Below are 21,586 nucleotides of genomic sequence, written 5' to 3'. Positions count from 1 at the left end.
TTCTCCTGCTCCCCGCTCACGCGCCCGTTTCCCCTTCTCTGGTCGTGGTGCTCTCCCCGGCCAGTGCCGCGTGCACCGCCTGCGCGGTACGCCTGCCGACACCGGGCACTCCCGAGATCTCGTCCACTGTGGCCTGCTTGAGTTTCTTCACCGAGCCGAAGTGCTTGATCAGCGCGGTGCGCCGTGCCTGCCCGAGACCCGGTACACCGTCCAATGCGGACACCTGCAGCCGCTTGGACCGCTTCTCGCGGTGGTACCTGATCGCGAACCGGTGCGCCTCGTCGCGCACGCGTTGCAGAAGGTACAGCGCGTCCGAGGTGCGCGGCAGGATGACCGGGTCGGGATCGTCGGGCAGCCACACCTCCTCCAGCCGTTTCGCCAGCCCGACCACGGCGACGTCGGTGATGCCCAGCTCGGCGAGCACGTCCGCGGCGGCGGTGGCCTGCGGTCCCGCGCCGTCGACCACGAGCAGGTTGGGCGGATAGGCGAACTTCCGCGGACGGCCGGTCTCCGGATCGATGCCGGGCGCCGGACCCTCTGGCCCGACAGCTCCGGCAGTTCGAGCCTTCTCGGCGGCTTCGGCAACTCCGGCGGCTCCGGCGCTCTCAGTCTTCTCGGCGCCCTCGCCGGTCTCAGCGCCGTCGCCGGTCTCGGCGCTCTCGCTGGCTTCAGTGATCTCGCCGGGCTCAGCCGTTTCTTTCAGGTACCGCGCGAACCGCCGCCGCACCACCTCGGCGATCGAGGCCACATCCCCCTCTTCGGCGGCCTCCCGCAGGGCGAACCGGCGGTACTCGGACTTGCGCGGCACCCCGTCCTCGAAGACCACCAGCGACGCGACCACGTCGGTGCCCGCGATGTGGCTGATGTCCACGCATTCGATGCGCAACGGCGCCGAATCCAGCCCGAGGTGCTCCTGCAGTTCGGCCAGCGCGGCCGAGCGCGCGGTGAGGTCGCCCGCGCGGCGCAGCTTGTGCTGTGCGAACGCCTCCTGCGCGTTGCGACTCACGGTGTCGGCGAGCGCCCGCTTGTCACCCCGCTGGGGGACGCGCAGCCGCACCTTCCCACCACGCAGGCCGGACAACCACTCCTCCACCGCCTCGGGCTGGGCGGGCAGCTCGGGCACCAGCACCTCACGCGGCACCGGCGAACCCGTGCCGTCCTCACCGGGGTCGAGTTCGGCCTGCTCGCCGTAGAACTGCCCGATGAACTGCTCCACCAGCGCGGGCACGTCCATCTCCTCGGCCTTGTCGACCACCCAGCCGCGCTGCCCGCGCACCCGGCCGCCACGCACGTGGAACACCTGGACGGCGGCCTCCAGCTCGTCGTGCGCGAAGGCCACCACGTCGGCGTCGGTGCCGTCACCGAGCACCACCGCCTGCTTCTCCATCGCGCGCCGCAGCGCGCCGAGGTCGTCGCGCAGGCGCGCCGCCCGCTCGAACTCCAGCTCCTCGGAGGCCTGCGCCATCTCGCGCTCCAGGCGGCGCATCATCAGATCGGTGCGGCCGGCCAGGAAGTCGCAGAAGTCCTCCACGATGCCGCGGTGCTCGTCGGCGGACACCCGGCCGACGCACGGCGCCGAGCACTTGCCGATGTAACCGAGCAGGCACGGCCTGCCGATCTGGGTGTGCCGCCGGAACACCCCGGCCGAGCAGGTGCGGGCCGGGAACACGCGCAGCAGCAGGTCGAGCGTCTCGCGGATGGCCCACGCGTGCGCGTACGGGCCGAAGTAGCGCACCCCGCGCTTGCGCGCACCGCGGTAGACGTGCAGCCGCGGGAACTCCTCGTGCAGGGTCACCGCGAGCACCGGGTACGTCTTGTCGTCCCGGTAGCGCACGTTGAACCGGGGGTCGAACTCCTTGATCCAGTTGTACTCCAGCTGGAGCGCCTCGACCTCGGTGCCGACCACGGTCCACTCCACGCTCGCCGCGGTGGTGACCATCTGGCGCGTGCGCGGGTGCAGCCCGGCGAGATCGGCGAAGTAGGAGTTCAGCCTGCTGCGCAGGCTCTTCGCCTTGCCGACGTAGACGACCCGCTGGGTGGAATCGCGGAACTTGTACACGCCGGGGGCGTCGGGAATGCTCCCCGGCGAAGGGCGGTAGGTCGACGGGTCAGCCACGACGACAAGCCTATGGCGCCGCCCCGACACTCTCGCGCACCCCCGGCCCTCACTCGCCGGGCTGAACCTGGGAAGAACCGGATCGGGTGTCGTTATGACGCGCGGTAGGAAAATTACCTCCTTCCGTAGGGAACCCGCCACCATCCGACGTTCGTCGGTACCTGTCGCGTGACACGGTTGATTACTTTCCGCTGCAACGCCGAATCCTCGGTGGTCCTGAAGCCCGGTTCCCTGAAAGGACCTCGACTGTGAGCCGAGTCCGCACCCTTGGCGGTGTCTGCGCCGCCTCTGCCACGCTCGCCATGACCCTGTTCGCCGGCGGCACCGCCGGTGCCAGCGGCGTTCAGCCCTTCATCGTCGGCGGCGAGGACGCGCCCGCCGTGCCGTGGGGCGCCCAGGTCTACGTCGGCGGCAACTTCAACTGCTCCGGCAGCATCATCGCCGCCGAATGGGTGCTCACCGCCGAGCACTGCCTCGGTGACTCGATGAGCGTGAAGGTCGGCAGCAACGACCTCGGTTCCGGCACCGAGTCGGCCGTCGACCGGCAGGAGGTGTCGCCCGAGGGCGACATCGCGCTGCTGCACCTGAGCACCCCGATCGAGGCCGACTACATCACCCTCGGCGACGCCGACCCGGCCGTCGGCTCGACCAACGACATCTACGGCTGGGGCCGCACCACGCCCACCGGCCCGGCCTCGCCGGTGCTCAAGACCGCGCAGGTCAAGGTCATCGGCGAGTCCACCGACGCCTACGGCGGCCCGGCCATCCAGAGCGAGGGCGTCAACGGCTCGGCGTGGAAGGGCGACTCCGGTGGCCCGCAGATCGCCGACGGCAAGCAGGTCGGCGTCGCGTCCACCGTGCAGAACCAGGACGGCAGCAACACCACCGGCACCAACAACTACGCCAGCGTGGCCAGCAGCCGCTCCTGGATCAGCCAGACCGCCGGCGTCTGAGCGAACCCCGCCCCGATCCGCGGCCGTTCCCGCCGGGCTCCGACCCGGCGGGGGCGGCCGTTCCCAGTCCCGGGGGCGGTCTGGACAATGGGCGCATGCGCATCGCCACCTGGAACGTGAACTCCGTCGGCGCCCGGCTGCCGCGGCTGCTGAACTGGCTCGAGTCGAACCAGCCCGACGTGTTGTGCCTCCAGGAACTCAAGTGCGACAGCGACGCGTTCCCGCACGCGGAGGTCGGCGAACTCGGTTACGAAACCGCGGCCTACGGCATCGGCCGGTGGAACGGGGTGGCCATTCTCTCGCGCGCCGGGCTGGAGGACGTGCAGCGCGGCCTGGTCGACCAGCCCAGCTACGAGGACGCGATCGAGCCGCGTGCCATCGGCGCGACCTGCGGCGGGGTGCGGGTGTGGTCGGTGTACGTGCCGAACGGGCGCGTGCCGGGGCACACCCACTACGACTACAAGTTGAACTGGTTGAACGCGCTGCGCGAGACGGTCGAGGCGGAGAAGAAGCTCGACCTGCCCTTCGCGGTGCTCGGTGACTTCAACATCGCGCCCGCTGACGCCGACGTCTGGGACATCGCCGCGTACGCCGACTCCACGCACGTGACCGCGCCGGAACGCGAAGCGCTGGAGCGGGTGCTGTCCGCCGGGCTCACCGACGTGCTGCCGCGGCCGTTGAAGTACGACCACCCGTTCACCTACTGGGACTACCGCCAGCTGGCCTTCCCGAAGAACCGCGGCATGCGGATCGACCTGGTGCTCGCGGAGGCCCGGTTCGCCGAGGCGATCACCGACTCCTACGTCGACCGCGAGGAACGCAAGGGCAAGGGCGGCTCGGACCACGCGCCCGTGGTGGTCGACCTGGCGGTCTGAGCCGCCAGGCCGGCCCCGGCTCAGTCCGCGGCCCGGCTCGGCCGCGGCCCGGCTCAGTCGTGCTGGTGGTACTGGCGGTGCAGCTTGCGCAACGCGCGCACCGCCGCCACCGCGCGCTCGCGGTCGACCGCCTGCACGGCCAGCACCGAGTAGTACTCGTCCTCGGGCAGTTCGAGCCGGGCGAAGGACGCGCCGTCGGGGAAGCTCACCGACAGCACCTCCGCCCAGGAGAACCGCCGCGTGCCCCACACGTTGCGCACGCTGACGCCCTCGGCGTCGGCCACCGCCTTCGGCAGCGCGAACAGCATGGTCAGCCCGGCCAGCAGCACGCCGATGCCGATCATCGCCACCTGGTCGGCGGTCTGGAAGATCACCCCGGTGTCCGACTGGCGCAACAGCACCGCGACGGTGGTGAACACGCCGATCAGCAGCAGCGCCAGCGCGCCGCACATCCACACCGCCCGCCGGGGGCGGACGGTGACGGCGGCCTGCTCGGTGGTCATGGTCGTTCCGGTCACACGAATCCTTTTTCGGTCCACGGCTGCCGCAGTCCCCGCAGCACGTGCGCGGTGTCCAGCGCCGCCACGGTCGCCTCGGCGCCCTTGTCCTCGGCCGAGCCGGGCAGCCCGGCCCGGTCCAGTGCCTGTTGCTCGGTGTCGCAGGTGAGCACCCCGTTGCCCACGGGCGTGCTCTCGTCCAGCGCCACCCTGGTCAGCCCGGCGGTCACCGCGTCGCACACGTACTCGAAGTGCGGGGTGCCGCCGCGGATCACCACGCCGAGCGCGACCACCGCGTCGTGCGTGCGCGCCAGCGCCTGCGCGACCACCGGCAGCTCGACCGCACCGGACACGCGGACCACGGTGGGCTCCTCGTCCAGCTTCGCCTCGCGGGCGGTGGCCAGTGCGCGGTCCAGCAGGCTGTCGGTGATCTGCTCGTGCCACCGGGTGGCCACGATCGCCAGCCGCAGGCCCGCGCAGTCGCTGAGGTCGAGCCCGGTGGACGGCCGTCCTTCCCCGCTCACCGGCCGCTCCCGCCGTTCACCACGTCGTCCGCGCCCAGCGCGCCGACCTCGTCGAAGTGCTCCAGCTGCGACAGGTCGTGCCCCATCCGGTCGCGCTTGGTCTTCAGGTAGCGCAGGTTCTCCGGGTTGGGCGAGATCGGCAGCGGCATGCGCCCGGTGACCCGCAGCCCGTAGCCCTCCAGCCCGACCCGCTTGGCCGGGTTGTTGGTCAGCAGCCGCATCGACTTCACGCCCAGGTCGCACAGGATCTGCGCGCCGGTGCCGTAGTCACGCGCGTCGGCCGGCACGCCCAGCGCGAGGTTCGCGTCCACCGTGTCGGCCCCGGCGTCCTGCAGCTGGTACGCCTGCAGTTTGTGCAGCAGGCCGATCCCCCGGCCTTCGTGGCCCCGCACGTACAGCACGATGCCGCGGCCCTCGGCGGCGACCGCGGCCAGCGCGGCGTCCAGCTGCGGGCCGCAGTCGCAGCGCAGCGAGCCGAACACGTCGCCGGTGAGGCACTCGGAGTGCACGCGGACCAGGATGTCCTCGCCGTCGCCGATCTCGCCGTAGACGAAGGCGACGTGCTCGATGCCGTCGAGCAGACTGTCGTAGCCGACCGCGCGGAAGGTGCCGTGGGCCAGCGGGATGCGGGCCTCGGCGACCCGCTCCACCTGCTTCTCGGTGCGGCGGCGGTAGGCGATCAGGTCGGCGATGGTGATCAGCTGCAGGTCGTGGTCCGCGGCGAAGATCTCCAGCTCGTCGCGGCGGGCCATGTCGCCCTCGTCCTTCTGCGAGACGATCTCGCAGAGCACGCCGGCGGGCGCCAGCCCGGCCAGTCGCGCCAGGTCGACCGCGGCCTCGGTGTGCCCGGGCCGCCGCAGCACCCCGCCCTCCTTCGCGCGCAGCGGCACCACGTGGCCGGGGCGGCGGAAGTCGCCGGGGGTGGTCTTCGGATCGGCGAGCAGCCGGATGGTCTGGCAGCGGTCGGCGGCCGAGATGCCGGTGCTGATGCCCTCGGCGGCGTCCACCGTGACCGTGTACGCGGTGCCGCGCTGGTCCTGGTTGGTGTGGTACATCGGCGGCAGGTCGAGGCGCTGGCAGTCGTGTTCGGTCAGCGCGACACAGACGTAACCCGAGGTGTAGCGGACCATGAAGGCCAGCATCTCCGGGGTGGCCTTCTCGGCGGCGAAGATGAGGTCACCCTCGTTCTCGCGGTCCTCGTCGTCCACCACGACCACCGGCTTGCCCGCCCGGATGTCGGCGATCGCCCGGTCGATCGCGGCGACCTGGCCGCCGGGGGTGGTCTCGCTCACCGGCGCCCACTCGTCGATGTCACTCATCCGCGCTGCTCCTTGGTGCCGCCGTCAGTACCGCCATTGTCCACCGTGTGCCGCCCGGAGGACGGCAGATGTGGCGCAGCCAGCTTCTCCACGTACTTGGCCAGCACGTCGACCTCGAGATTGACCGATTCACCCGGTTCCCGCCTGCCGAGAGTGGTCAGCTCGAGCGTGGTCGGGATGAGCGCGACCGAGAACTCCTCCGCGGAGATCGCGGCGACCGTCAGCGACACACCGTCGACCGCGATGGATCCCTTCTCCACCACGTACCGGGCCAGCTCCGGCGGCAGCGCGAAGTGGGTGAGCCCGTCCGGGTCCCTGGACAGGAACACCCCGGTGCCGTCCACGTGCCCCTGCATGATGTGCCCGCCGAGGCGGTCGCCGAGCGCGGTCGCCCGCTCCAGGTTGACGCGGTCGCCGGTGGCCACCTTGGCCAGGCTGGAGCGGCGCAGCGTCTCGTGCACCACGTCCACGGTGAAGGTGTCACCGCTCACCTCGACCACGGTCAGGCACACGCCGTTGACCGCGATCGAGTCGCCGTGCTTGGCGTCCGAGGTGACCAGCGGGCCGCGCACCGCCAGCCGGGCGGCCTCGGTGAGTTCCTCTACCGCGGTGATCTCGCCGAGCTCCTCGACGATGCCGGTGAACACTTCAACGCCTCCTGGTGTGGTTGGTCAGCGCCCGGCGGCCCGGGCGGCCTGCTCGCGCAACGCGGCCACGGCCTTGCCGGGGTCGGCGGCGCCGTAGACCGCGGAGCCCGCGACGAAGCAGTCGACCCCGGCCTCCGCGGCCTGTTCGATGGTGTCGGCGTTGATCCCGCCGTCGATCTCGACGAGCAGCTTGAGGTGGCCGGTGTCGACCAGGCGGCGCGCGGTGCGCACCTTCTCCAGCACGCCGGCGATGAACGACTGCCCGCCGAAGCCCGGTTCCACCGACATCACCAGCAGCGTGTCGTAGTGCTTGAGCGTTTCGAGGTGGTCCTCCAGCGGGGTGCCCGGCTTGATCGACAGGCCCGCCTTCGACCCGGCCGCGCGCAGGTCCTTCGCCAGCTTCACCGGATCGTGGGCGGCTTCGACGTGCACGGTCACGTTGTGCGCGCCCGCCTCGGCGTACCCGATCGCCCAGCGGTCGGGGTCCTCGATCATCAGGTGGCAGTCCAGCGGCAGGTCGGTGTGCTTGAGCAGCGACTGCACCACCGGCAGGCCCAGCGTCAGGTTCGGCACGAAGTGCGCGTCCATCACGTCGACGTGCACCCAGTCGGCCCGGGTTTCGCCTTCGCCGGCGACGGCTTCGATCTCCGCGCCGAGCCGGGCGAAGTCAGCGGACAGGATGCTGGGTGCGATCAAGGGTCGTGGTGCCACGACCCGCAGTCTAGGAGGTCGGTCCCCGGCATCCGTCTCGCATGCTGCGATGGTCACGTCACGGCTGGGACACGCCCGGTCACGGCCGGAGCACGACCTTGCCGACGGTCCGCCGCCGTTCCAGCTCGGTGTGCGCCCGCGCGGCCTCCGCCAGCGGGATCGGCTCGTTCACCAGCGGCACGATCCGGCCGGCGGCCACCTCGGCCAGCGCCTGGTCCTCCAGCGCGCGCATCGCGCCCGGCACGCGCATGATCCGCTGCCCGATCGGCACGGACACGGTCAGGCCGCGGCCGTAGAAGTCCATTGCGGACAATTCCGGCGGCTCCCCGGCCGACCAGCCGAACATGACCAGCCTGCCGCCGACGCCGAGCAGTTCGAGCGCGGCGCGGCCCTGGCTGCCGCCGACGCCGTCCAGCGCGACGGTCAGCTCGCGGCCGCCGAGCGCCTCCCGCACGCGCTCCGCCCAGCCGTCCTCGGAGTAGTCGAAGACCAGGTCAGCGCCGAGTTCGCGGACGATCGCCAGCTTCTCCTCGCCACGCGCGAGGCCGATCACGAAGGCACCCGCGTTGTGCGCGTACTGCACCGCGAAGCTGCCGATGCCCCCGGCCGCCGCGGTGACCAGCACGGTGTCGCCCGCGGTGATCTTCGCGTCGTTCAGCACGGCCATCGCGGTCCGGCCGGTGCCGATGGTGGCGACCGCGCCGTCCTCGGTGACCCCGTCCGGGATCTCCTGCAGCGCGGTGACCGGCGCGACGGCCAGTTCGGCGTATCCCCCGCTGGCCGCGCCCAGGTGCGCCACCACCCGCTTGCCGAGCCAGCTCGCGTCGGCGTCCTCGCCGAGCTGGTCCACCACGCCGGCCACCTCGCGGCCCGGGGTCATCGGCAGCTCGGGCAGCGGCATCGGCCCGCCGCCGATGCCCTGGCGGATGGTGGTGTCGAGCAGGTGCACCCCGGCCGCGCGGACGCGGATCCGCACCTGCCCGCGCCCCGGTTTCGGATCCTCGACCTCTTCGTACCGGAGGTTCCCGGCCGGGCCGAACTCGTGCTGGCGGATGGCGTGCATGCTGGGCTCCAAGATCGTCTCGATGAGTCTCGGCACGACCGTAGAAGCTCAACTTAACTTGAAGTCAACCGTCCAGTTCGTCGAGCACCGGGGTCCAGGACCCGCCGTGGTCCAACCGGTTCAACCGCACCCCGGCACCGCCGAGCGCGGCCAGGTGCCCCGGCCAGGCCGGGTGCTTGAACCGCGCGTCGCGGACCTGGTAGCCGACGGTGATGGTCACGCCGGGTTCACCGAGTGCGTCGCCGAGCACGGTCAGCGCCTGGTTGTCGGCCAGGCCCAGTGCCAGCTTCGCGACCGAGTTGGCCGACGCGGGCGCGAACAGGAAGTGCACCGGATCCGGGTGCGGGCGCGCTTCACCGGGCAGCCGCGAGGTCGACCGCACCGCCAGGTCGGTCAGCTCCTGCAGCCGCTCCAGTTCGCCGACCGCGTCCAGCCAGCGCGACGCGGCGGGCGTGAGCGTGATGGCCAGGCGCCAGCCCCTGGCGGCCGCCGGCTCGGCGATTTCGGTGCGGAAGCGGGTGTCGAGCCCGCCGCAGGAACTGGCGACGAGCCCGAGCACACGATCCATCAGGCGGTCTCCGGGCGTCGCAGGACCGCGCAGAACATCGCGTCGGTGCCGTGCCGGTGCGGCCACAGCTGCACGTACGGCCCCTCGCCGAGCTGCGGCACACCGGGGAAGAACTCCCGCGCGTCCAGCGTCTCGGCCTTCGCGCGCCGGGCGATCTCCCCCACCACGCCCTCGGTCTCGGCGAGGTGCGGCGAGCAGACCACGTACGTGACGATGCCGCCGGGACGCACCAGGTTCAACGCGGCGGTGAGCAGCTCGCCCTGCAGCTTCGTCAGTTCCGCGACGTCGGACGGCTGGCGCCGCCAGCGCGACTCGGGACGGCGGCGCAGCGAGCCGAGCCCGCTGCACGGCGCGTCCACCAGCACGCGGTCGTAGCCCGGTTCGAGTTCCAGCTCGCGTCCGTCACCGACGTGCACGGTCACCGGCAGGCCGGCGGTGGATTTCCGCACCAGGTTGGCCCGGTGTGGTGCCTTCTCCACCGCGTCCACGGTGGCGCCGGACAGCCCGGCGAGCGCGCCGAGCAACGCGGCCTTGCCACCGGGACCGGCACACAGGTCGAGCCAGCGCTCGTCACGCCCGTCGACCGGGACCTTCGTCACCGCGACCGCGCACAGCTGGCTGCCCTCGTCCTGGACCGCCGCCAGCTTCTCCTTCACCGGCTCGGAGTCGGCGGGATCACCGGCTCCGGCGGGCAGCCGCACGCCGTAGGGCGAGTAGGGCGCGGGGTCACCGCCGGTGATCGCGGCCAGCTCGTCCGCGGAGATTTCACCCGGCCGGGCGACCAGATGCACCTCGGGCCGCTCGTCGTCCGCCGCGAGCGCCGCTTCCAGCTCGGGTCCCTTGTCCCCCAGCGCTTCCGCGAAGGACCGGGCCACCCAGCGCGGGTGCGCGGTGCGCAGCGCGAAGTTACCGATCGGGTCCTCGTCCGGGGACGGCGCGATCTCGTCCAGCCAGGCCGCCTCGTCCTTCGCCGAAACCGCGCGCAGCACCGCGTTGACGAACCCGGCGGTGTGCGAACCAGCGTCGGCGCGCACGAGGTCCACAGTGGACGTCACGGCGGCGTGCTCGGGGATCCGGGTGCGCAGCAGCTGGTAGGCACCCAGCCGCAGGCCGTCCAGCACCACGCCGTCCACTTTGGACAACGGGCGGTCGATGCAGGCGGCGATCACCGCGTCCAGCAGGCCCTGCGCCCGCGACGCGCCGTAGGTCAGCTCGGTGGCCAGCGCGGCGTCCCGGCCCTTGATCCGGCGCTCGCGCAGCAGGTCGGGAAGGACCAGGTTCGCGTAGGCCTCGCGTTCGCGGACCGCACGCAGCACGTCGAGCGCGGCGCGACGGGCCGGGTCCTCCGGCGGCGGGCGGCGCGGGCCGTCCTTGCGGGGCGCGGGACGCCCTCGTTGCGGCCTCGACGGACGCCGCTCACCGCGGTCCCCCCGCTCACCGCGCTCTTCGCGGCCTCGGTGGCTGTTCATGTCAGGCGCTCTCCCTGCTCGATCCTCGTGCCGCGCGCCCAGTCGGTGGCAGCCATCCGTTTTTTGCCCTGCGCCTGCACCTGGCCGAGCACCACCGGCTTGGTGGCGGTCCCGGCGAGCACCCGCTTGCGCTCCACCCGCAGTTCACCCGGTGCGAGCGCGCCCTCGGTGTCGGTGTCCACGACGGACACCGGACCCAGCTTGAACCGCTCACCGCGGAACTCCGCCCACGCCCCCGGATCCGGGGTGACCGCGCGGATCAGCCGGTCCACCGCGATAGCCGGTGCGTCGAACGAGACCCGCGCGTCCTCGACGGTGATCTTCGGCGCGTAGCTGACGCCCTCGCTGCTCTGCGGCACCGCGTTCAGCTTGCCGTCCGCAATGCCGTCCATTGTGGACAGCAGAAGCCGGGCACCGGATTCGGCGAGCCTGCCGAGCAGTTCCCCGGCGGTGTCGGTGGGCGCGATCTTCTCGGTCACCACACCGAAAACCGGCCCGGCGTCGAGTTCCTTGACGATCCGGAAGGTGGACGCGCCGGTGATCTCGTCCCCGGCCCGCACCGCGGCCTGCACCGGCGCGGCACCGCGCCACGCGGGCAGCAGCGAGAAGTGCAGGTTCACCCATCCGTGCACCGGGATGTCGAGCGCGGCCTGCGGCAGCAACGCGCCATAGGCCACCACCGGGCAGGCGTCCGGCGCCAGTTCGGCCAGCCGCGCCAGGAAGTCCGGGTCGCCCGCGCGCGCCGGGGTGAGCACCTCGATGCCGTGCTCGTCGGCGAGCGCGCCGACGGGCGAGCGCAGCACCTTGCGACCGCGGCCTGCCTGCGCGTCGGGCCGCGTCACCACGGCGACGACCTCGTGGCGGCCGGAGTCGAGCAGGGCACGCAGCGCGGGCACGGCCGGTTCCGGGGTACCGGCGAAGACCAGCCTCATCGGACCCCCTCGGGGGTTCCGGCGGGTGGCGGGGGAAAGTCAGCGAGAGCGCACATCACCGGCGAGTCTAGCCACCGGTGATGTCCGCCCCGACCTCGCCGGTCAGGGGTGCGGAACGGGCAGCACCACCCTGGCCGAGCCGCCGCCGCGCCGCACCGGTTCCGCGGCGGCCAGCCAGCGCCCGTCCGGCAGCAGTTCCACCGCGGTCGCCGCGCCGATCTCACTCGGTGTGGCGGCGAACTCCTGCCCGCGCGCCCGCAGGTCGGCGGTCTCCGGCTGGTCCAGGAACGCCTGCTCGACCTGGGCGTTGTCCGAGTTGCGCTGGGACGCGCGCGGCGCGGCGATGGCGTCGACCAGCCGCAGGTCGCGGTCCAGCCGGCCGGTCAGCACCTGCAACACGGTGGTGATGATGGACGCGCCACCCGGCGACCCGGCGGCGAGCAGCGGCTTGCCGTCCTTGAGCACGATCGTCGGCGCCATCGAGGACCGCGGGCGCTTGCCGGCGGCGGGCAGGTTCGGGTCCGGCACGCCGGGGGTCACCGGCACCATGGAGAAGTCGGTCAGCTCGTTGTTCAGCAGGAAGCCGCGGCCGGGCACGACCATGCCGCTGCCGCCCTCCTGCTCGATGGTCAGCGTGTAGGCGACCACGTTGCCCCACTTGTCCGCGGTGGTCAGGTGCGTGGTGTTCTCGCCCTCGTACGGCGTCGGCGCCGGGGTGGGGCCGGCCTGGCACGGCTGCGGGTTCCGCGGGTCACCTGGCGCGACCGGGCTGACCAGCGCCTGCGCCGGGTCGATCAGGCAGGCCCGGCTGTCGGCGAACTCCTGGCTGATCAGTTCGTCCGCGGGGACGTCGGAGAAGGCCGGGTCGCCGATCCAGCGGTTGCGGTCGGCGAAGGACAGCCGGGTCGACTCGAGGAACCGGTGCAGGTAGTCGGCCTTGCCCAGCTCACCGAGGTCGGTGCCTTCGAGAATGTTCAGCGCCTCGCCGACGGTCAGCCCGCCGGACGAGGGCGCGGGCATGCCGTAGACGTCGAGCCCGCGGTACTCGGTGTGCGTCGGCTCGCGGTCGACCGTGCGGTAGGCCTCCAGGTCGGACTTGGCCAGCTTGCCGGGGCGCACGTTGAGCCCGGCGGCCGGATCGACCGGCGGCTGCTGAACGGTGCGCACCACCTCCTCGCCGATGCGGCCGCGGTAGAGCGCGGCGGTGCCGGTGCGCGCGAGTTCGCCGTAGGTCTTGGCGAGGTCCGGGTTGGCGAACTTGCTGCCGACCACGGGCGGCGCGCCGCCGGGGAGGTAGAGGTCGCGCGTGGCCGGGAAGGCGCTGAAGCGGGCCGCGTTGTTCGCGATCTGGTCGTGGAAGGTCTTGTCCACGGTGAACCCGCGCCTGGCCAGGTTCTCGGCCGGCTTCATCGCCCTGGCCAGCGGCAGCGTGCCCCACTTGCGCAGGGCGTCGCGCCAGGTGGCCGGGGTGCCGGGGGTGCCGACGGACAACCCGCTGGTCACCGCCTCGGCGAACGGGATCGCCTTGCCGTTCTCGACGAACAGGTTCTCGTCGGCGGCGGCGGGCGCGGTCTCGCGGCCGTCGATGGTGTGCACCTTGCCGGTGCGTGCCTCGTAGAAGACGAAGAACCCGCCACCGCCGATACCGGCGGAGAACGGGTCGGTCACCCCGAGCGCGGCGGCGGTGGCGACCGCCGCGTCGACCGCGTTGCCGCCGCGGCGCAGCACGTCGATGCCGACCTGGCTGGCGTCGGCGTCGATGCTGGACACCGCGCCGAGGTAACCGGCCTGCTCGGGAACCTTGCCCGGCGGCGCGCCGGGGGCGGCCGAAACCGGCGCGCCGGCGGTGAGCAGTGCCGTCGCGCACGACACGGCGAGCACGCTGCGGACGATGCGGGTTCTGCGCTGAACAGGCATGCGGGTCATCCTGCCCCAGCGCCCCCCGAAAATCACCAGTCTCGGCGCTCAGCTGGTCTCGGCGAGGTAATTGCGGCCGGTGATGATCGTGCCGACGCGCTCGCCGGGGATGTCGTGCTGGAGCAACGCCGCGATCCCGGCGACGGCGGACGGTTCAACCAGTTGACCCGTAGTTTCGCGGAGCAGCCGCATGGCGTGCTCGATGGTCGCTTCTTCGACGGCGAGCATGTCGTCGACGTATTCGACGGTCCACTCGACCGCGGCCGGGACGGGCACGCGAACGGCAATCCCGTCGGCCATGGTCCGCGCGCTCTCGGTGGCGACCGGGGTGCGGTCGCGCCAGCTGTACAGCATCGCGGGTGCACCGGCCGCGCAGACGCCGACGATCCTGGTCCGCGGCGCGTGCGCCTTGAGGTAGCAGCCGATGCCGCCGATCAGCGCGCCGTTGCCGACCGGCACCAGCAGCGTGTCGAGATCGAGTGGCGCGAGTTCGACGCCGATGGTGCCCGCGCCCTCGGCGATGGCGGGCGCCTCGCCGTCCTCCACGAACAACCGGCCCTCGCCCTCGGCGTACTCGCGGGCCGCATCCTTCGCGACGTCGAAGTCGGCCCCGGCCTGCCGCACGTTCGCCCCGAACGAGCGCATGCGCGCGATCTTGCCCGCGTTCGCGTTCTCCGCGGTGAACACGGTGACCGGGATCCCCCGCGCGGCCGCGGCGTAGGCGATGCCCTGCCCGAAGTTGCCTGCCGAAGCGCAGACGATCTCCTTGCCCGCTTCGAGGCCGCGGACGAAGTAGCTCGCCCCGCGCCCCTTGAACGAGCCGAGGGGGTTGAGCGTCTCGACCTTGAGCACCAACTCGCGGCCCAGCCGCTGGTCGAGCACGGGATCGTGGAACTGCGGGGTGTTCCGGAAGACCGGTTCAACCAGCTGAACAGCTTCGGCGATGTTCGCCGGGGAGAGCGCCACCATGTGCGCATCGTATACGATGAACAGGTGCCCGCAACGCCGATCGCCCGCGCCGAGCCCCTGCGCGACGCCGTGTACGCCCGGATCGTCGAGTTGTTCTGGTCGGGCGCGTATCCGCCGGGCACCGCCGTGACCGAGGCCGCGCTGTCGCGTGAGCTGGACGTCTCCCGGACGCCGGTCCGCGAGGCCCTCCTCCGCCTCGAAGCCGAAGGCGTCCTGCGGTCGGCGCTGGCCAGGGGCTTCACCGTGCGACCGCTCGACCGGCGCGAGGCCAGCGAGCTGTACCCGATCCTGGGCGCCCTGGAGAGCCTCGCCGTCCGGACGGCGGGCACGCCGTCGGCCGCACGCGTGCGCGACCTGGAACGCATCCTCGCCAACCTCGAAGACTGCACCGACCCGGTCCGACGCTGGCGACTCGACTCCGACTGGCACGCCACGCTGGTCACTGCCAGCGGCAACCAGCAACTGGAGGAAATGGTCGCGCGGGTGCGCACGAACCTGTCGCGCTACGAACTGACCTACATGCGCGAGACGGTCGACCGCACCGAGCCCGACCGCCAGCACCTCGAGGTCCTCGTCGAATTCGCCTCGGGCGAGAACGAGCGCGCGGCGCAACTGCTCAGCGCGCATTGGGACGCAGGCATGCGCGCCGTGTTGACCTGGCTCGACCAAACCGGCGATTGAACGAGCCCGACGAGGCCGCCGGTTAACTGGCTCAACCCAGGCCCCGGTTGAGCCAGCTCGACCAGACCGCCGATTGAGCTGGCCCGACCGGGTCACTGATTGAACGGTTCGACCAGGGCGCCGATTGACGTGGCTCGACCTGGACACCAACGAAGCCACGCTTGAGCTGGCCCCGGCCAGGCCGCCGGTCGAGCTGGCCCGGCCAGGCCGCCGGTTGGACTGGCCTCACCAGGCCGTCGACCTCGGCTAAATCAGCTCCAGCGGGTCGAGTTGCACCCGCAGCGCTTCCGCTTCCTTGCGTGCGCTGCGCACCGCCTGTCCGCTGGCGAGCGCCGCCGCGAGGGCGCGGCCGTCTTCCCGCGGCACCCGGAGCAGCATGCGCTCGCGTTCCGAACGGCCTTCGTCGTCGATTTCGCCGATCGGCACCGGTCCGAGCAGTTCGACACTGTCCGGCAACCGCGTCTCGTCGAGGTAGGCGGCGACGGTCTCCGGGCTGCCCTCGACACTGGCCATCCGCACCGCCGGCGGGAACCCCAGCTCGCGGCGTTCACCCAGTTCGACACTCGCGTGCCACGCCGGGTCCCAGCGCACCAGCGCCTGCACCGGCGTCAGCCCCGCCTCGGCGCCGACGATCACGCGCCCGCCCTCCGGTCCCGGTCGCACCAGCGCGGCTGCGGCCATCCAGCGACGCAGCGTTTCCTCCGCCGCGCGCAGGTCCTGCCTGCCCAACAACGCCCAGCCGTCCAGCAGCAGCGCGGCGCCGTAACCGCCCTCGGCGATCGGCTCCGCGCCGGGCGTCGCGATCACCAGCGCAGGCCGCGCGGGCACCTCCGCCAGCACCTCCGACGCGCCGGAAGTGCGCACCGGCACCCCCGGGAACGCGCGGCCCATCTCCTCGGCCGTGCGCTTCGCCCCGATCACCACCGCCCGCAGCCGCGCCGAACCGCACGCCGGGCAGCGGAATCCCGCCTCCGGCACCCCGCACCACCGGCAGTGCGGCGCACGCGGCGCGCCCTGGTCGTGTCCACCTGGCAGGACCAACGGCCCCGCGCAGCGGCGGCAGCGCGCCGGGGTGCGGCACTGCCCGCAGGCCAGCGCAGGTACGTATCCCCGTCGCGGCACCTGGACCAGGACCGGCGCGCCTGCCGCCAAGCCCTGGCGTGCCGCTTCGAAGGCAACGGACGGCAGGCGCGCGGCCTTCGCCGCCTCGTCCCGCGCGACGTCGAAGTCCTCCCCCACCGGCGTGACGCGTGGCGCCCGCGCACGCAGGTCGTCCCGGCTCGCCACGATCGGATGCGCCCAGCCGGTCTCGACGAGCAGCTGCGCCTCGGCCGTCCGGTTGAACCCGGCGACCAGGAGCGACGCGTTGCTGGCGTGTGCCCGCACCATGAGCACGTCGCGGACCTGCGGATACGGCATGTGCGGGTCGGCGTGCAGGTCGTCCCCGTCGTCCCAGACCACGAACAGGCCGGGGTCGTGCACCGGGGCGAACATGGTGGCCCGCGTGCCGACGACCACCCGGACCGCCCCGCGCGACACCGCCAGCCAGCGGCGGTACCGCTCGGCGGGACCGCTCTCGGCGGTCAGCGCGACCACCGCCTCCTCGCCGACCAGCTCGGCGCACGCCTGGTGCAGGCGCTTGAGGTCGCGTTGATCCGGCACGACCAGCACCGCCCCCCGGCCCGCGGCCGCCACGGTGGCCGCCGCTTCGGCGAGACGGCGCGGCCAGTCCTCCCCCGGCAACGCCTGCCACACCGCGTGCGCCCGACGGCCGGCGCCCAGCGCTTCGAGGAATGAACCACCCGACGGATACCGTGTCCAACCAGTTGAACCGGGTGCCTCCGGCACCGGCGCGACCTCGCGCGGCGGCTCGCCCTCGGCCTTCGCGTGGCGCGGCGGGATCGCCAGGCGCAGCACGTCGATGAGCGTGCCGCCGTACCGCTGCGCCACCGCGCGCCCCAGCGCGGCCAGTTCCGGGCCGAGCACCGGTTCACTGGAGGTGACCCGGTCGAGAAAGCTCAGCTTGCCCACGTGCTCGGTGGTGTCGGCGCGCTCCAGGAGAAAGCCGTCGACCAGCTGCCCGGCGAACCGCACGCGGACGCGGCAGCCCGGCACCGCGGTTTCGTGGAACTTCTCCGGCACCTGGTAGTCGAACGTGCGGTCCAGGTGCGCGAGCGGCACGTCCACGACCACCCGTGCGACCGGCTCGCTCGGCGCCGGATTCTGCGCGCCCCGGCGCTGCGCCGCCGCTGCCTTCGCGGCGGCCGCCTTCGACTTCGGCGCGGCACGCTTCGCCCCCGCCGCGCCGGTCCCCTCCGGCTTCCGGGCGGCGGGCGGCTCGGGGAGGTCCCACAGCGGGGTCGCGCCGTTCACGTCGTGATCTCTACCAGAAGAAAGCCCCCGGCCCCGATCGGGGCCGAGGGCTTGCAGCGGAACGTGTGTGCTCAGGCGCCGGCGATCGATCGCAGGTCGGCGGCGCGCTGGGTGCTCTCCCACGGCAGCCCGAGCTCCGGGCGGCCGAAGTGCCCGTACGCCGCGGTCGGCGCGTAGATCGGGCGCAGCAGGTCCAGGTCGCGGATGATCGCGGCCGGGCGCAGGTCGAACACCTCGCGGATGGCGGCCTGTATCTTCGTCGGGTCCACCGTCTCGGTGCCGAAGGTCTCCACGAACAGGCCGACCGGGGACGCCTTGCCGATCGCGTAGGCCACCTGCACCTCGACCCGCGAAGCCAGCCCCGCGGCCACCACGTTCTTGGCCACCCACCGCATCGCGTAGGCCGCCGAGCGGTCCACCTTGGACGGGTCCTTGCCGGAGAACGCGCCACCACCGTGACGGGCCATGCCGCCGTAGGTGTCCACGATGATCTTGCGGCCGGTCAGCCCGGCGTCACCCATCGGGCCGCCGATGACAAAACGCCCGGTCGGGTTGACCAGCAGCCGCACGTCCGCGGTGTCCAGCTCCAGCTCGGCCAGTTCCGGCGCGACCACGTGCTCCTTGACGTCGACCCCGAGCATCTTGTCCAGGTCGATGCCGTCGGCGTGCTGGGTGGATACGACCACGGTGTCCAGGCGCACCGGCTGGTCACCGGCGTACTCGATGGTCACCTGGGTCTTGCCGTCCGGGCGCAGGTACGGCAGCACGCCGTTGTTGCGGACCCCGGTCAGCCGCTGCGACAGCCGGTGCGCCAGCGCGATCGGCAGCGGCATCAGCTCAGGCGTGTCCGAGCAGGCGTAGCCGAACATCAGGCCCTGGTCGCCGGCGCCCTGGCGGTCGATCTCGTCCAGCGCGTTCTCCAGGCGCGACTCGTACGCGGTGTCCACGCCCTGGGCGATGTCCGGGGACTGCGCGCCGATCGCGACGTTCACCCCGCACGAGTTGCCGTCGAAGCCCTTGGCCGACGAGTCGTACCCGATCCGGAGGATGACGTCGCGGACGATGGTCGGGATGTCCGCGTAGGCCTCGGTGGTCACCTCGCCGGCGACGTGCACCTGGCCGGTGGTGATCAGGGTCTCCACTGCCACCCGGCTGCGCGGGTCCTTGCTCAGCAGGGCGTCCAGGATCGAGTCGCTGATCGCATCGCAGATCTTGTCCGGATGCCCCTCGGTCACCGACTCGGAAGTGAACAGCCTGCGGTTCGACGCACTCACGATCTCGTCACTTCCCTTTCTTAGGGTCCCCTGGTCACCCATCAGAGTACTGGCTGACGGTGCTCAACCACCTTGAGTCTTGCGCAAGCTCGCGACCGCGTCCCACACTGCGGCGGCCAGTTGCGCCTTCGCGCCGAACGGGATAGGAACCTCGGTTCCGTCGGCGCCGAGCAGCCAGCCCGAGTTGTCCTCGACCTCGAACGCCTTGCCCTCGCCGACCGCGTTGACCACCAGCAGGTCGGCGCCCTTGCGCTTGAGCTTGGCCCGCGCGTGGTGCAGCACGTCACCACCGGCGTCGCCGGTTTCGGCGGCGAATCCGACCACGATCTGGTCCGGCCGCCGGTTTTCCACCAATCCGGCCAGAATGTCCGGATTGCGCACCAGGTCGACCGTCGGCGCGCCACCGTCGTCGGTTTTCTTGATTTTGTGCTCCGCACGCGACGCGGGCCGGAAATCGGCCACCGCGGCGGCCATCACCACCACGTCGGCGCGCTCGGCTTCCGCGCGCACGGCTTCGGCGAGCTGCTCGGCGGTGGAGACGTGCCGGACGGTCGCACCCGCTGGACCGGGCAGGTCCACGGTGTGCGCGGCGACGAGGGTGACGTCGGCGCCACGCTGGGCCGCCACCCGTGCCAGCGCGTAACCCTGCTTGCCGGACGAGCGGTTGCCCAGGTACCGGACCGGGTCGAGCGGCTCACGGGTGCCACCGGCGGAGACCACGACCCGCAGGCCCTCCAGGTCGCGCGGCAGCGCGTCCGGGGCGGCGAGCAGCAGTTTCGCCAGGTCGACGATCTCGCGGGGGTCGGCGAGCCTGCCCGGCCCGCTGTCCACCCCGGTCAACCGGCCCGAATCCGGCTCGGTGACCACCAGGCCGCGCGAGCGCAGCAGTGCGACGTTGTCCCTGGTGGCCGGGTGCTGCCACATCTCGGTGTGCATGGCCGGGAAGAACGCCACCGGGCAGCGCGCCATCAGCAGCGTGCCGGTGAGCAGGTCGTCAGCGCGCCCGTGGGCGGCCCTGGCCAGCAGGTCCGCGGTGGCGGGCACCACCAGCACCAGGTCCGCCTCGTGGCCGATGCGCACGTGCTGCACGCTGGGCACGTCGCTGAACACCCCGGTGTGCACGGGATGACCGGACAGCGCCTCGAAGGTGGCCGCGCCGACGAAGTTCAGCGCGGCGTCGGTGGGCACCACGCGCACGTCGTGCCCGGACTCGGTCAGCCCACGCAGCACCTCGCAGGCCTTGTAGGCGGCGATGCCGCCGCCGACGCCGAGAACGACCCTGGGCTTGCGCCCGGGGGCCTGGCTCATTCGCCTTCGGTGTGCTCGAGCAGGCCGGCGTGGATCTCGCGCAGCGCGATCGACAGCGGCTTCTCACGGGGACCCGGCTCGACGAGCGGGCCGACGTACTCCAGCAGGCCCTCACCGAGCTGCGCGTAGTAGTCGTTGATCTGGCGGGCGCGCTTGGCCGAGTAGATCACCAGCGCGTACTTCGAACTGACCTTCTCGAGCAGGTCGTCGATCGGCGGATTGGTGATGCCTTCGAGTTCCTCGTGCTGTGCACCCAGGGTGATGGTCACGCGCAGTACTCCTGAACGGTTGTGGAAAACAAGCTAGCTCGTCATCAAGCTTAACAACTCCGCCGCGGCGGTCTTCACGTCGGCGTTGACCACGGTCGCGTCGAACTCGCCGGCGGCCGCGAGCTCACGCTCCGCTTCGGCCAGCCTGGCCCGGACCGCCTCGTCGGCTTCGGTGCCGCGGCCGGTCAGCCTGCCCACCAGCACCCCCAGGACGGCGGGACCAGCATGACCAGCCTGGCCTCCGGCATCGCGGCGCGCACCTGGCGCGCGCCCTGCAGCTCGATCTCCAGTATCGCCTGCTTGCCGTCGGCCAGCGCCTTCTCCACCGGCGCGCGCGGGGTGCCGTAGCAGTTGCCGGTGAACTCGGCGTGTTCGAGCAGTTCGCCCTTGGCCACCATGGCGTCGAACGCGGGCCGGTCGATGAAGTGGTAGTGCTCGCCGTCCACCTCGCCGGGGCGCGGGCGGCGGGTGGTCACCGAGACGCTGAAGAAGATCTCCGGGTCCAGCTTGCGCAGCTCGGTGACGACACTGGACTTGCCGACCCCGGACGGCCCGGATACGACGGTGAGCCGGTGCCGGTTCCCCGTCACCGGCCCACCCTCAGCTGTGGTGCCGCCGTGTTCCGCGCCGCTCACTCGCCGCTGAACTCGGCGAGCAGCGCCTTGCGCTGCCGGTCGCCGAGTCCACGCAGGCGACGGCTCGGCGCGATTTCGAGCCGCTCCATGGTCTGCTGCGCGCGGACCTTGCCAACGCCGGGCAGGGCCTCCAGCAGAGCGGACACCTTCATCTTGCCGAGAACCTCGTCCTCGTCCGCCTGCTTGAGCACGTCGACCAGCGTGGTGCCACCCCGCTTCAGCCGCTCCTTGAGCTCGGCGCGGGCGCGACGGGCAGCAGCGGCCTTCTTCAGCGCCTCAGCACGCTGTTCCTCGGTCAGCTGGGGAAGTGCCACGATTTCCTCCGGTATTACTCAATAATTCGGCCGTCCTCGGGACGGTACCCACCTGCCATACCTGCCACAATGCGGGGGTGGGCCTCCACCTGGGGATGCGGGTGGTGGTATCGGCGTGCCGCACGCCTGTTCGGGCGAGTTCACCACCCCGCGTGAACCACGTGCGGCAAGC

21 protein-coding genes and 1 pseudogene are annotated in these 21,586 nt (G+C 72.1%); 4 read left to right on the top strand and 18 right to left on the bottom strand.

What is annotated here, in order from left to right:
- Nucleotides 1-16: 16 nt before the first annotated feature.
- Nucleotides 17-2,116, bottom strand: coding sequence for an excinuclease ABC subunit UvrC (gene uvrC / locus A4R43_RS04920; RefSeq protein ID WP_113691203.1), 2,100 nt, complete (start codon nucleotides 2,114-2,116; stop codon nucleotides 17-19).
- 248 nt (nucleotides 2,117-2,364) lie between these two features.
- Here uvrC and A4R43_RS04915 point away from each other — a divergent pair, with 248 nt between their 5' ends.
- Nucleotides 2,365-3,069 (top strand): S1 family peptidase, encoded by a 705-nt coding sequence (locus tag A4R43_RS04915; RefSeq protein ID WP_113691202.1) that lies wholly within the window; start codon nucleotides 2,365-2,367, stop codon nucleotides 3,067-3,069.
- A gap of 95 nt (nucleotides 3,070-3,164) precedes the next feature.
- Nucleotides 3,165-3,944 (top strand): exodeoxyribonuclease III, encoded by a 780-nt coding sequence (locus A4R43_RS04910; protein ID WP_113691201.1) that lies wholly within the window; start codon nucleotides 3,165-3,167, stop codon nucleotides 3,942-3,944.
- Nucleotides 3,945-3,997: 53 nt separating this feature from the next.
- Here A4R43_RS04910 and A4R43_RS04905 read toward each other — a convergent pair whose 3' ends face one another.
- The 11 genes from A4R43_RS04905 to A4R43_RS04855 form a co-directional block, all read right to left on the bottom strand.
- A complete protein-coding gene (locus A4R43_RS04905) occupies nucleotides 3,998-4,447 on the bottom strand; it encodes a PH domain-containing protein (RefSeq protein WP_113697351.1) in 450 nt (149 codons plus the stop codon).
- A gap of 11 nt (nucleotides 4,448-4,458) precedes the next feature.
- The gene (gene ribH, locus A4R43_RS04900; protein WP_113691200.1) at nucleotides 4,459-4,965 is read right to left on the bottom strand and encodes a 6,7-dimethyl-8-ribityllumazine synthase; all 507 of its coding nucleotides are present in this window, start codon (nucleotides 4,963-4,965) and stop codon (nucleotides 4,459-4,461) included.
- Nucleotides 4,962-6,284, bottom strand: coding sequence for a bifunctional 3,4-dihydroxy-2-butanone-4-phosphate synthase/GTP cyclohydrolase II (locus tag A4R43_RS04895; RefSeq protein ID WP_113691199.1), 1,323 nt, complete (start codon nucleotides 6,282-6,284; stop codon nucleotides 4,962-4,964). Before A4R43_RS04895 ends, ribH begins: the two co-directional genes overlap by 4 nt.
- Complete coding sequence (locus tag A4R43_RS04890; protein WP_113691198.1) at nucleotides 6,281-6,931, bottom strand: riboflavin synthase; 651 nt, start codon at nucleotides 6,929-6,931, stop codon at nucleotides 6,281-6,283. Before A4R43_RS04890 ends, A4R43_RS04895 begins: the two co-directional genes overlap by 4 nt.
- 24 nt (nucleotides 6,932-6,955) lie before the next feature.
- Nucleotides 6,956-7,627 (bottom strand): ribulose-phosphate 3-epimerase, encoded by a 672-nt coding sequence (gene rpe, locus A4R43_RS04885; RefSeq protein ID WP_113691197.1) that lies wholly within the window; start codon nucleotides 7,625-7,627, stop codon nucleotides 6,956-6,958.
- Between the two features lie 94 nt (nucleotides 7,628-7,721).
- Nucleotides 7,722-8,705 carry a zinc-binding dehydrogenase gene (locus tag A4R43_RS04880; RefSeq protein ID WP_113691196.1) on the bottom strand — a complete coding sequence of 328 codons (984 nt, stop codon included), beginning with the start codon at nucleotides 8,703-8,705 and terminating at the stop codon, nucleotides 7,722-7,724.
- Between the two features lie 64 nt (nucleotides 8,706-8,769).
- Nucleotides 8,770-9,273, bottom strand: coding sequence for a flavoprotein (locus A4R43_RS04875; RefSeq protein WP_113691195.1), 504 nt, complete (start codon nucleotides 9,271-9,273; stop codon nucleotides 8,770-8,772).
- Entirely contained in the window at nucleotides 9,273-10,742 is a 1,470-nt protein-coding gene (locus A4R43_RS04870) for an RsmB/NOP family class I SAM-dependent RNA methyltransferase (protein WP_113691194.1), read from the bottom strand. Before A4R43_RS04870 ends, A4R43_RS04875 begins: the two co-directional genes overlap by 1 nt.
- Nucleotides 10,739-11,674 carry a methionyl-tRNA formyltransferase gene (gene fmt, locus A4R43_RS04865; RefSeq protein ID WP_113691193.1) on the bottom strand — a complete coding sequence of 312 codons (936 nt, stop codon included), beginning with the start codon at nucleotides 11,672-11,674 and terminating at the stop codon, nucleotides 10,739-10,741. The genes A4R43_RS04870 and fmt overlap by 4 nt, the downstream gene beginning before the upstream one ends.
- Before the next feature lie 102 nt (nucleotides 11,675-11,776).
- Complete coding sequence (gene ggt, locus A4R43_RS04860) at nucleotides 11,777-13,591, bottom strand: gamma-glutamyltransferase (RefSeq protein ID WP_113691192.1); 1,815 nt, start codon at nucleotides 13,589-13,591, stop codon at nucleotides 11,777-11,779.
- A gap of 48 nt (nucleotides 13,592-13,639) precedes the next feature.
- Entirely contained in the window at nucleotides 13,640-14,560 is a 921-nt protein-coding gene (locus A4R43_RS04855; RefSeq protein WP_113691191.1) for a threonine ammonia-lyase, read from the bottom strand.
- Between the two features lie 24 nt (nucleotides 14,561-14,584).
- On the opposite strand from A4R43_RS04855, the gene A4R43_RS04850 reads away from it, so the two are divergent.
- Both A4R43_RS04850 and A4R43_RS44430 read left to right on the top strand, forming a co-directional pair.
- Nucleotides 14,585-15,241, top strand: a complete 657-nt coding sequence (locus A4R43_RS04850; protein WP_205215244.1) for a GntR family transcriptional regulator — start codon at nucleotides 14,585-14,587, stop codon at nucleotides 15,239-15,241.
- Between the two features lie 124 nt (nucleotides 15,242-15,365).
- Nucleotides 15,366-15,491 carry a hypothetical protein gene (locus tag A4R43_RS44430; protein WP_257791790.1) on the top strand — a complete coding sequence of 42 codons (126 nt, stop codon included), beginning with the start codon at nucleotides 15,366-15,368 and terminating at the stop codon, nucleotides 15,489-15,491.
- On the opposite strand, the gene A4R43_RS04845 is transcribed toward A4R43_RS44430, so the two are convergent.
- From A4R43_RS04845 to mihF, 6 genes and pseudogenes are all read right to left on the bottom strand, one after another.
- A complete protein-coding gene (locus tag A4R43_RS04845; RefSeq protein WP_113691190.1) occupies nucleotides 15,488-17,614 on the bottom strand; it encodes a primosomal protein N' in 2,127 nt (708 codons plus the stop codon). The genes A4R43_RS44430 and A4R43_RS04845 overlap by 4 nt on opposite strands.
- Nucleotides 17,615-17,685: 71 nt before the next feature.
- Nucleotides 17,686-18,888, bottom strand: coding sequence for a methionine adenosyltransferase (metK, locus tag A4R43_RS04840; protein ID WP_162788319.1), 1,203 nt, complete (start codon nucleotides 18,886-18,888; stop codon nucleotides 17,686-17,688).
- A 63-nt stretch (nucleotides 18,889-18,951) separates the two neighbouring features.
- Nucleotides 18,952-20,196, bottom strand: coding sequence for a bifunctional phosphopantothenoylcysteine decarboxylase/phosphopantothenate--cysteine ligase CoaBC (gene coaBC, locus A4R43_RS04835; protein ID WP_113691189.1), 1,245 nt, complete (start codon nucleotides 20,194-20,196; stop codon nucleotides 18,952-18,954).
- Nucleotides 20,193-20,471: a DNA-directed RNA polymerase subunit omega gene (rpoZ, locus tag A4R43_RS04830; protein WP_370469022.1), complete on the bottom strand. Its 279-nt coding sequence runs from the start codon at nucleotides 20,469-20,471 to the stop codon at nucleotides 20,193-20,195. Before rpoZ ends, coaBC begins: the two co-directional genes overlap by 4 nt.
- 27 nt (nucleotides 20,472-20,498) lie before the next feature.
- Nucleotides 20,499-21,100: pseudogene (gmk, locus tag A4R43_RS04825) on the bottom strand (guanylate kinase).
- On the bottom strand, nucleotides 21,097-21,414 hold the full coding sequence (mihF, locus tag A4R43_RS04820) for an integration host factor, actinobacterial type (protein ID WP_113691187.1): 318 nt from the start codon (nucleotides 21,412-21,414) through the stop codon (nucleotides 21,097-21,099). Before mihF ends, gmk begins: the two are co-directional and overlap by 4 nt.
- Between the last annotated feature and the right edge of the window lie 172 nt (nucleotides 21,415-21,586).

The organism is Amycolatopsis albispora (assembly GCF_003312875.1).
GTDB classification, from domain to species: Bacteria; Actinomycetota; Actinomycetes; order Mycobacteriales; family Pseudonocardiaceae; genus Amycolatopsis; species Amycolatopsis albispora.
Note: the sequence above shows the minus strand (reverse complement) of the source record. Positions and strands in the feature narration are given on the sequence as shown.

What these genes read in the sequence shown, in the direction of transcription:
- A4R43_RS04895 (WP_113691199.1), bottom strand. Translation starts at nt 6,284, where the DNA reads ATGAGTGACATCGACGAGTGGGCGCCGGTGAGCGAGACCACCCCCGGC.
- fmt (WP_113691193.1), bottom strand. Translation starts at nt 11,674, where the DNA reads ATGAGGCTGGTCTTCGCCGGTACCCCGGAACCGGCCGTGCCCGCGCTG.
- A4R43_RS04855 (WP_113691191.1), bottom strand. Translation starts at nt 14,560, where the DNA reads ATGGTGGCGCTCTCCCCGGCGAACATCGCCGAAGCTGTTCAGCTGGTT.
- A4R43_RS04870 (WP_113691194.1), bottom strand. Translation starts at nt 10,742, where the DNA reads ATGAACAGCCACCGAGGCCGCGAAGAGCGCGGTGAGCGGGGGGACCGC.
- A4R43_RS04875 (WP_113691195.1), bottom strand. Translation starts at nt 9,273, where the DNA reads ATGGATCGTGTGCTCGGGCTCGTCGCCAGTTCCTGCGGCGGGCTCGAC.
- A4R43_RS04905 (WP_113697351.1), bottom strand. Translation starts at nt 4,447, where the DNA reads ATGACCACCGAGCAGGCCGCCGTCACCGTCCGCCCCCGGCGGGCGGTG.
- coaBC (WP_113691189.1), bottom strand. Translation starts at nt 20,196, where the DNA reads ATGAGCCAGGCCCCCGGGCGCAAGCCCAGGGTCGTTCTCGGCGTCGGC.
- ggt (WP_113691192.1), bottom strand. Translation starts at nt 13,591, where the DNA reads ATGCCTGTTCAGCGCAGAACCCGCATCGTCCGCAGCGTGCTCGCCGTG.
- A4R43_RS04910 (WP_113691201.1), top strand. Translation starts at nt 3,165, where the DNA reads ATGCGCATCGCCACCTGGAACGTGAACTCCGTCGGCGCCCGGCTGCCG.
- A4R43_RS04880 (WP_113691196.1), bottom strand. Translation starts at nt 8,705, where the DNA reads ATGCACGCCATCCGCCAGCACGAGTTCGGCCCGGCCGGGAACCTCCGG.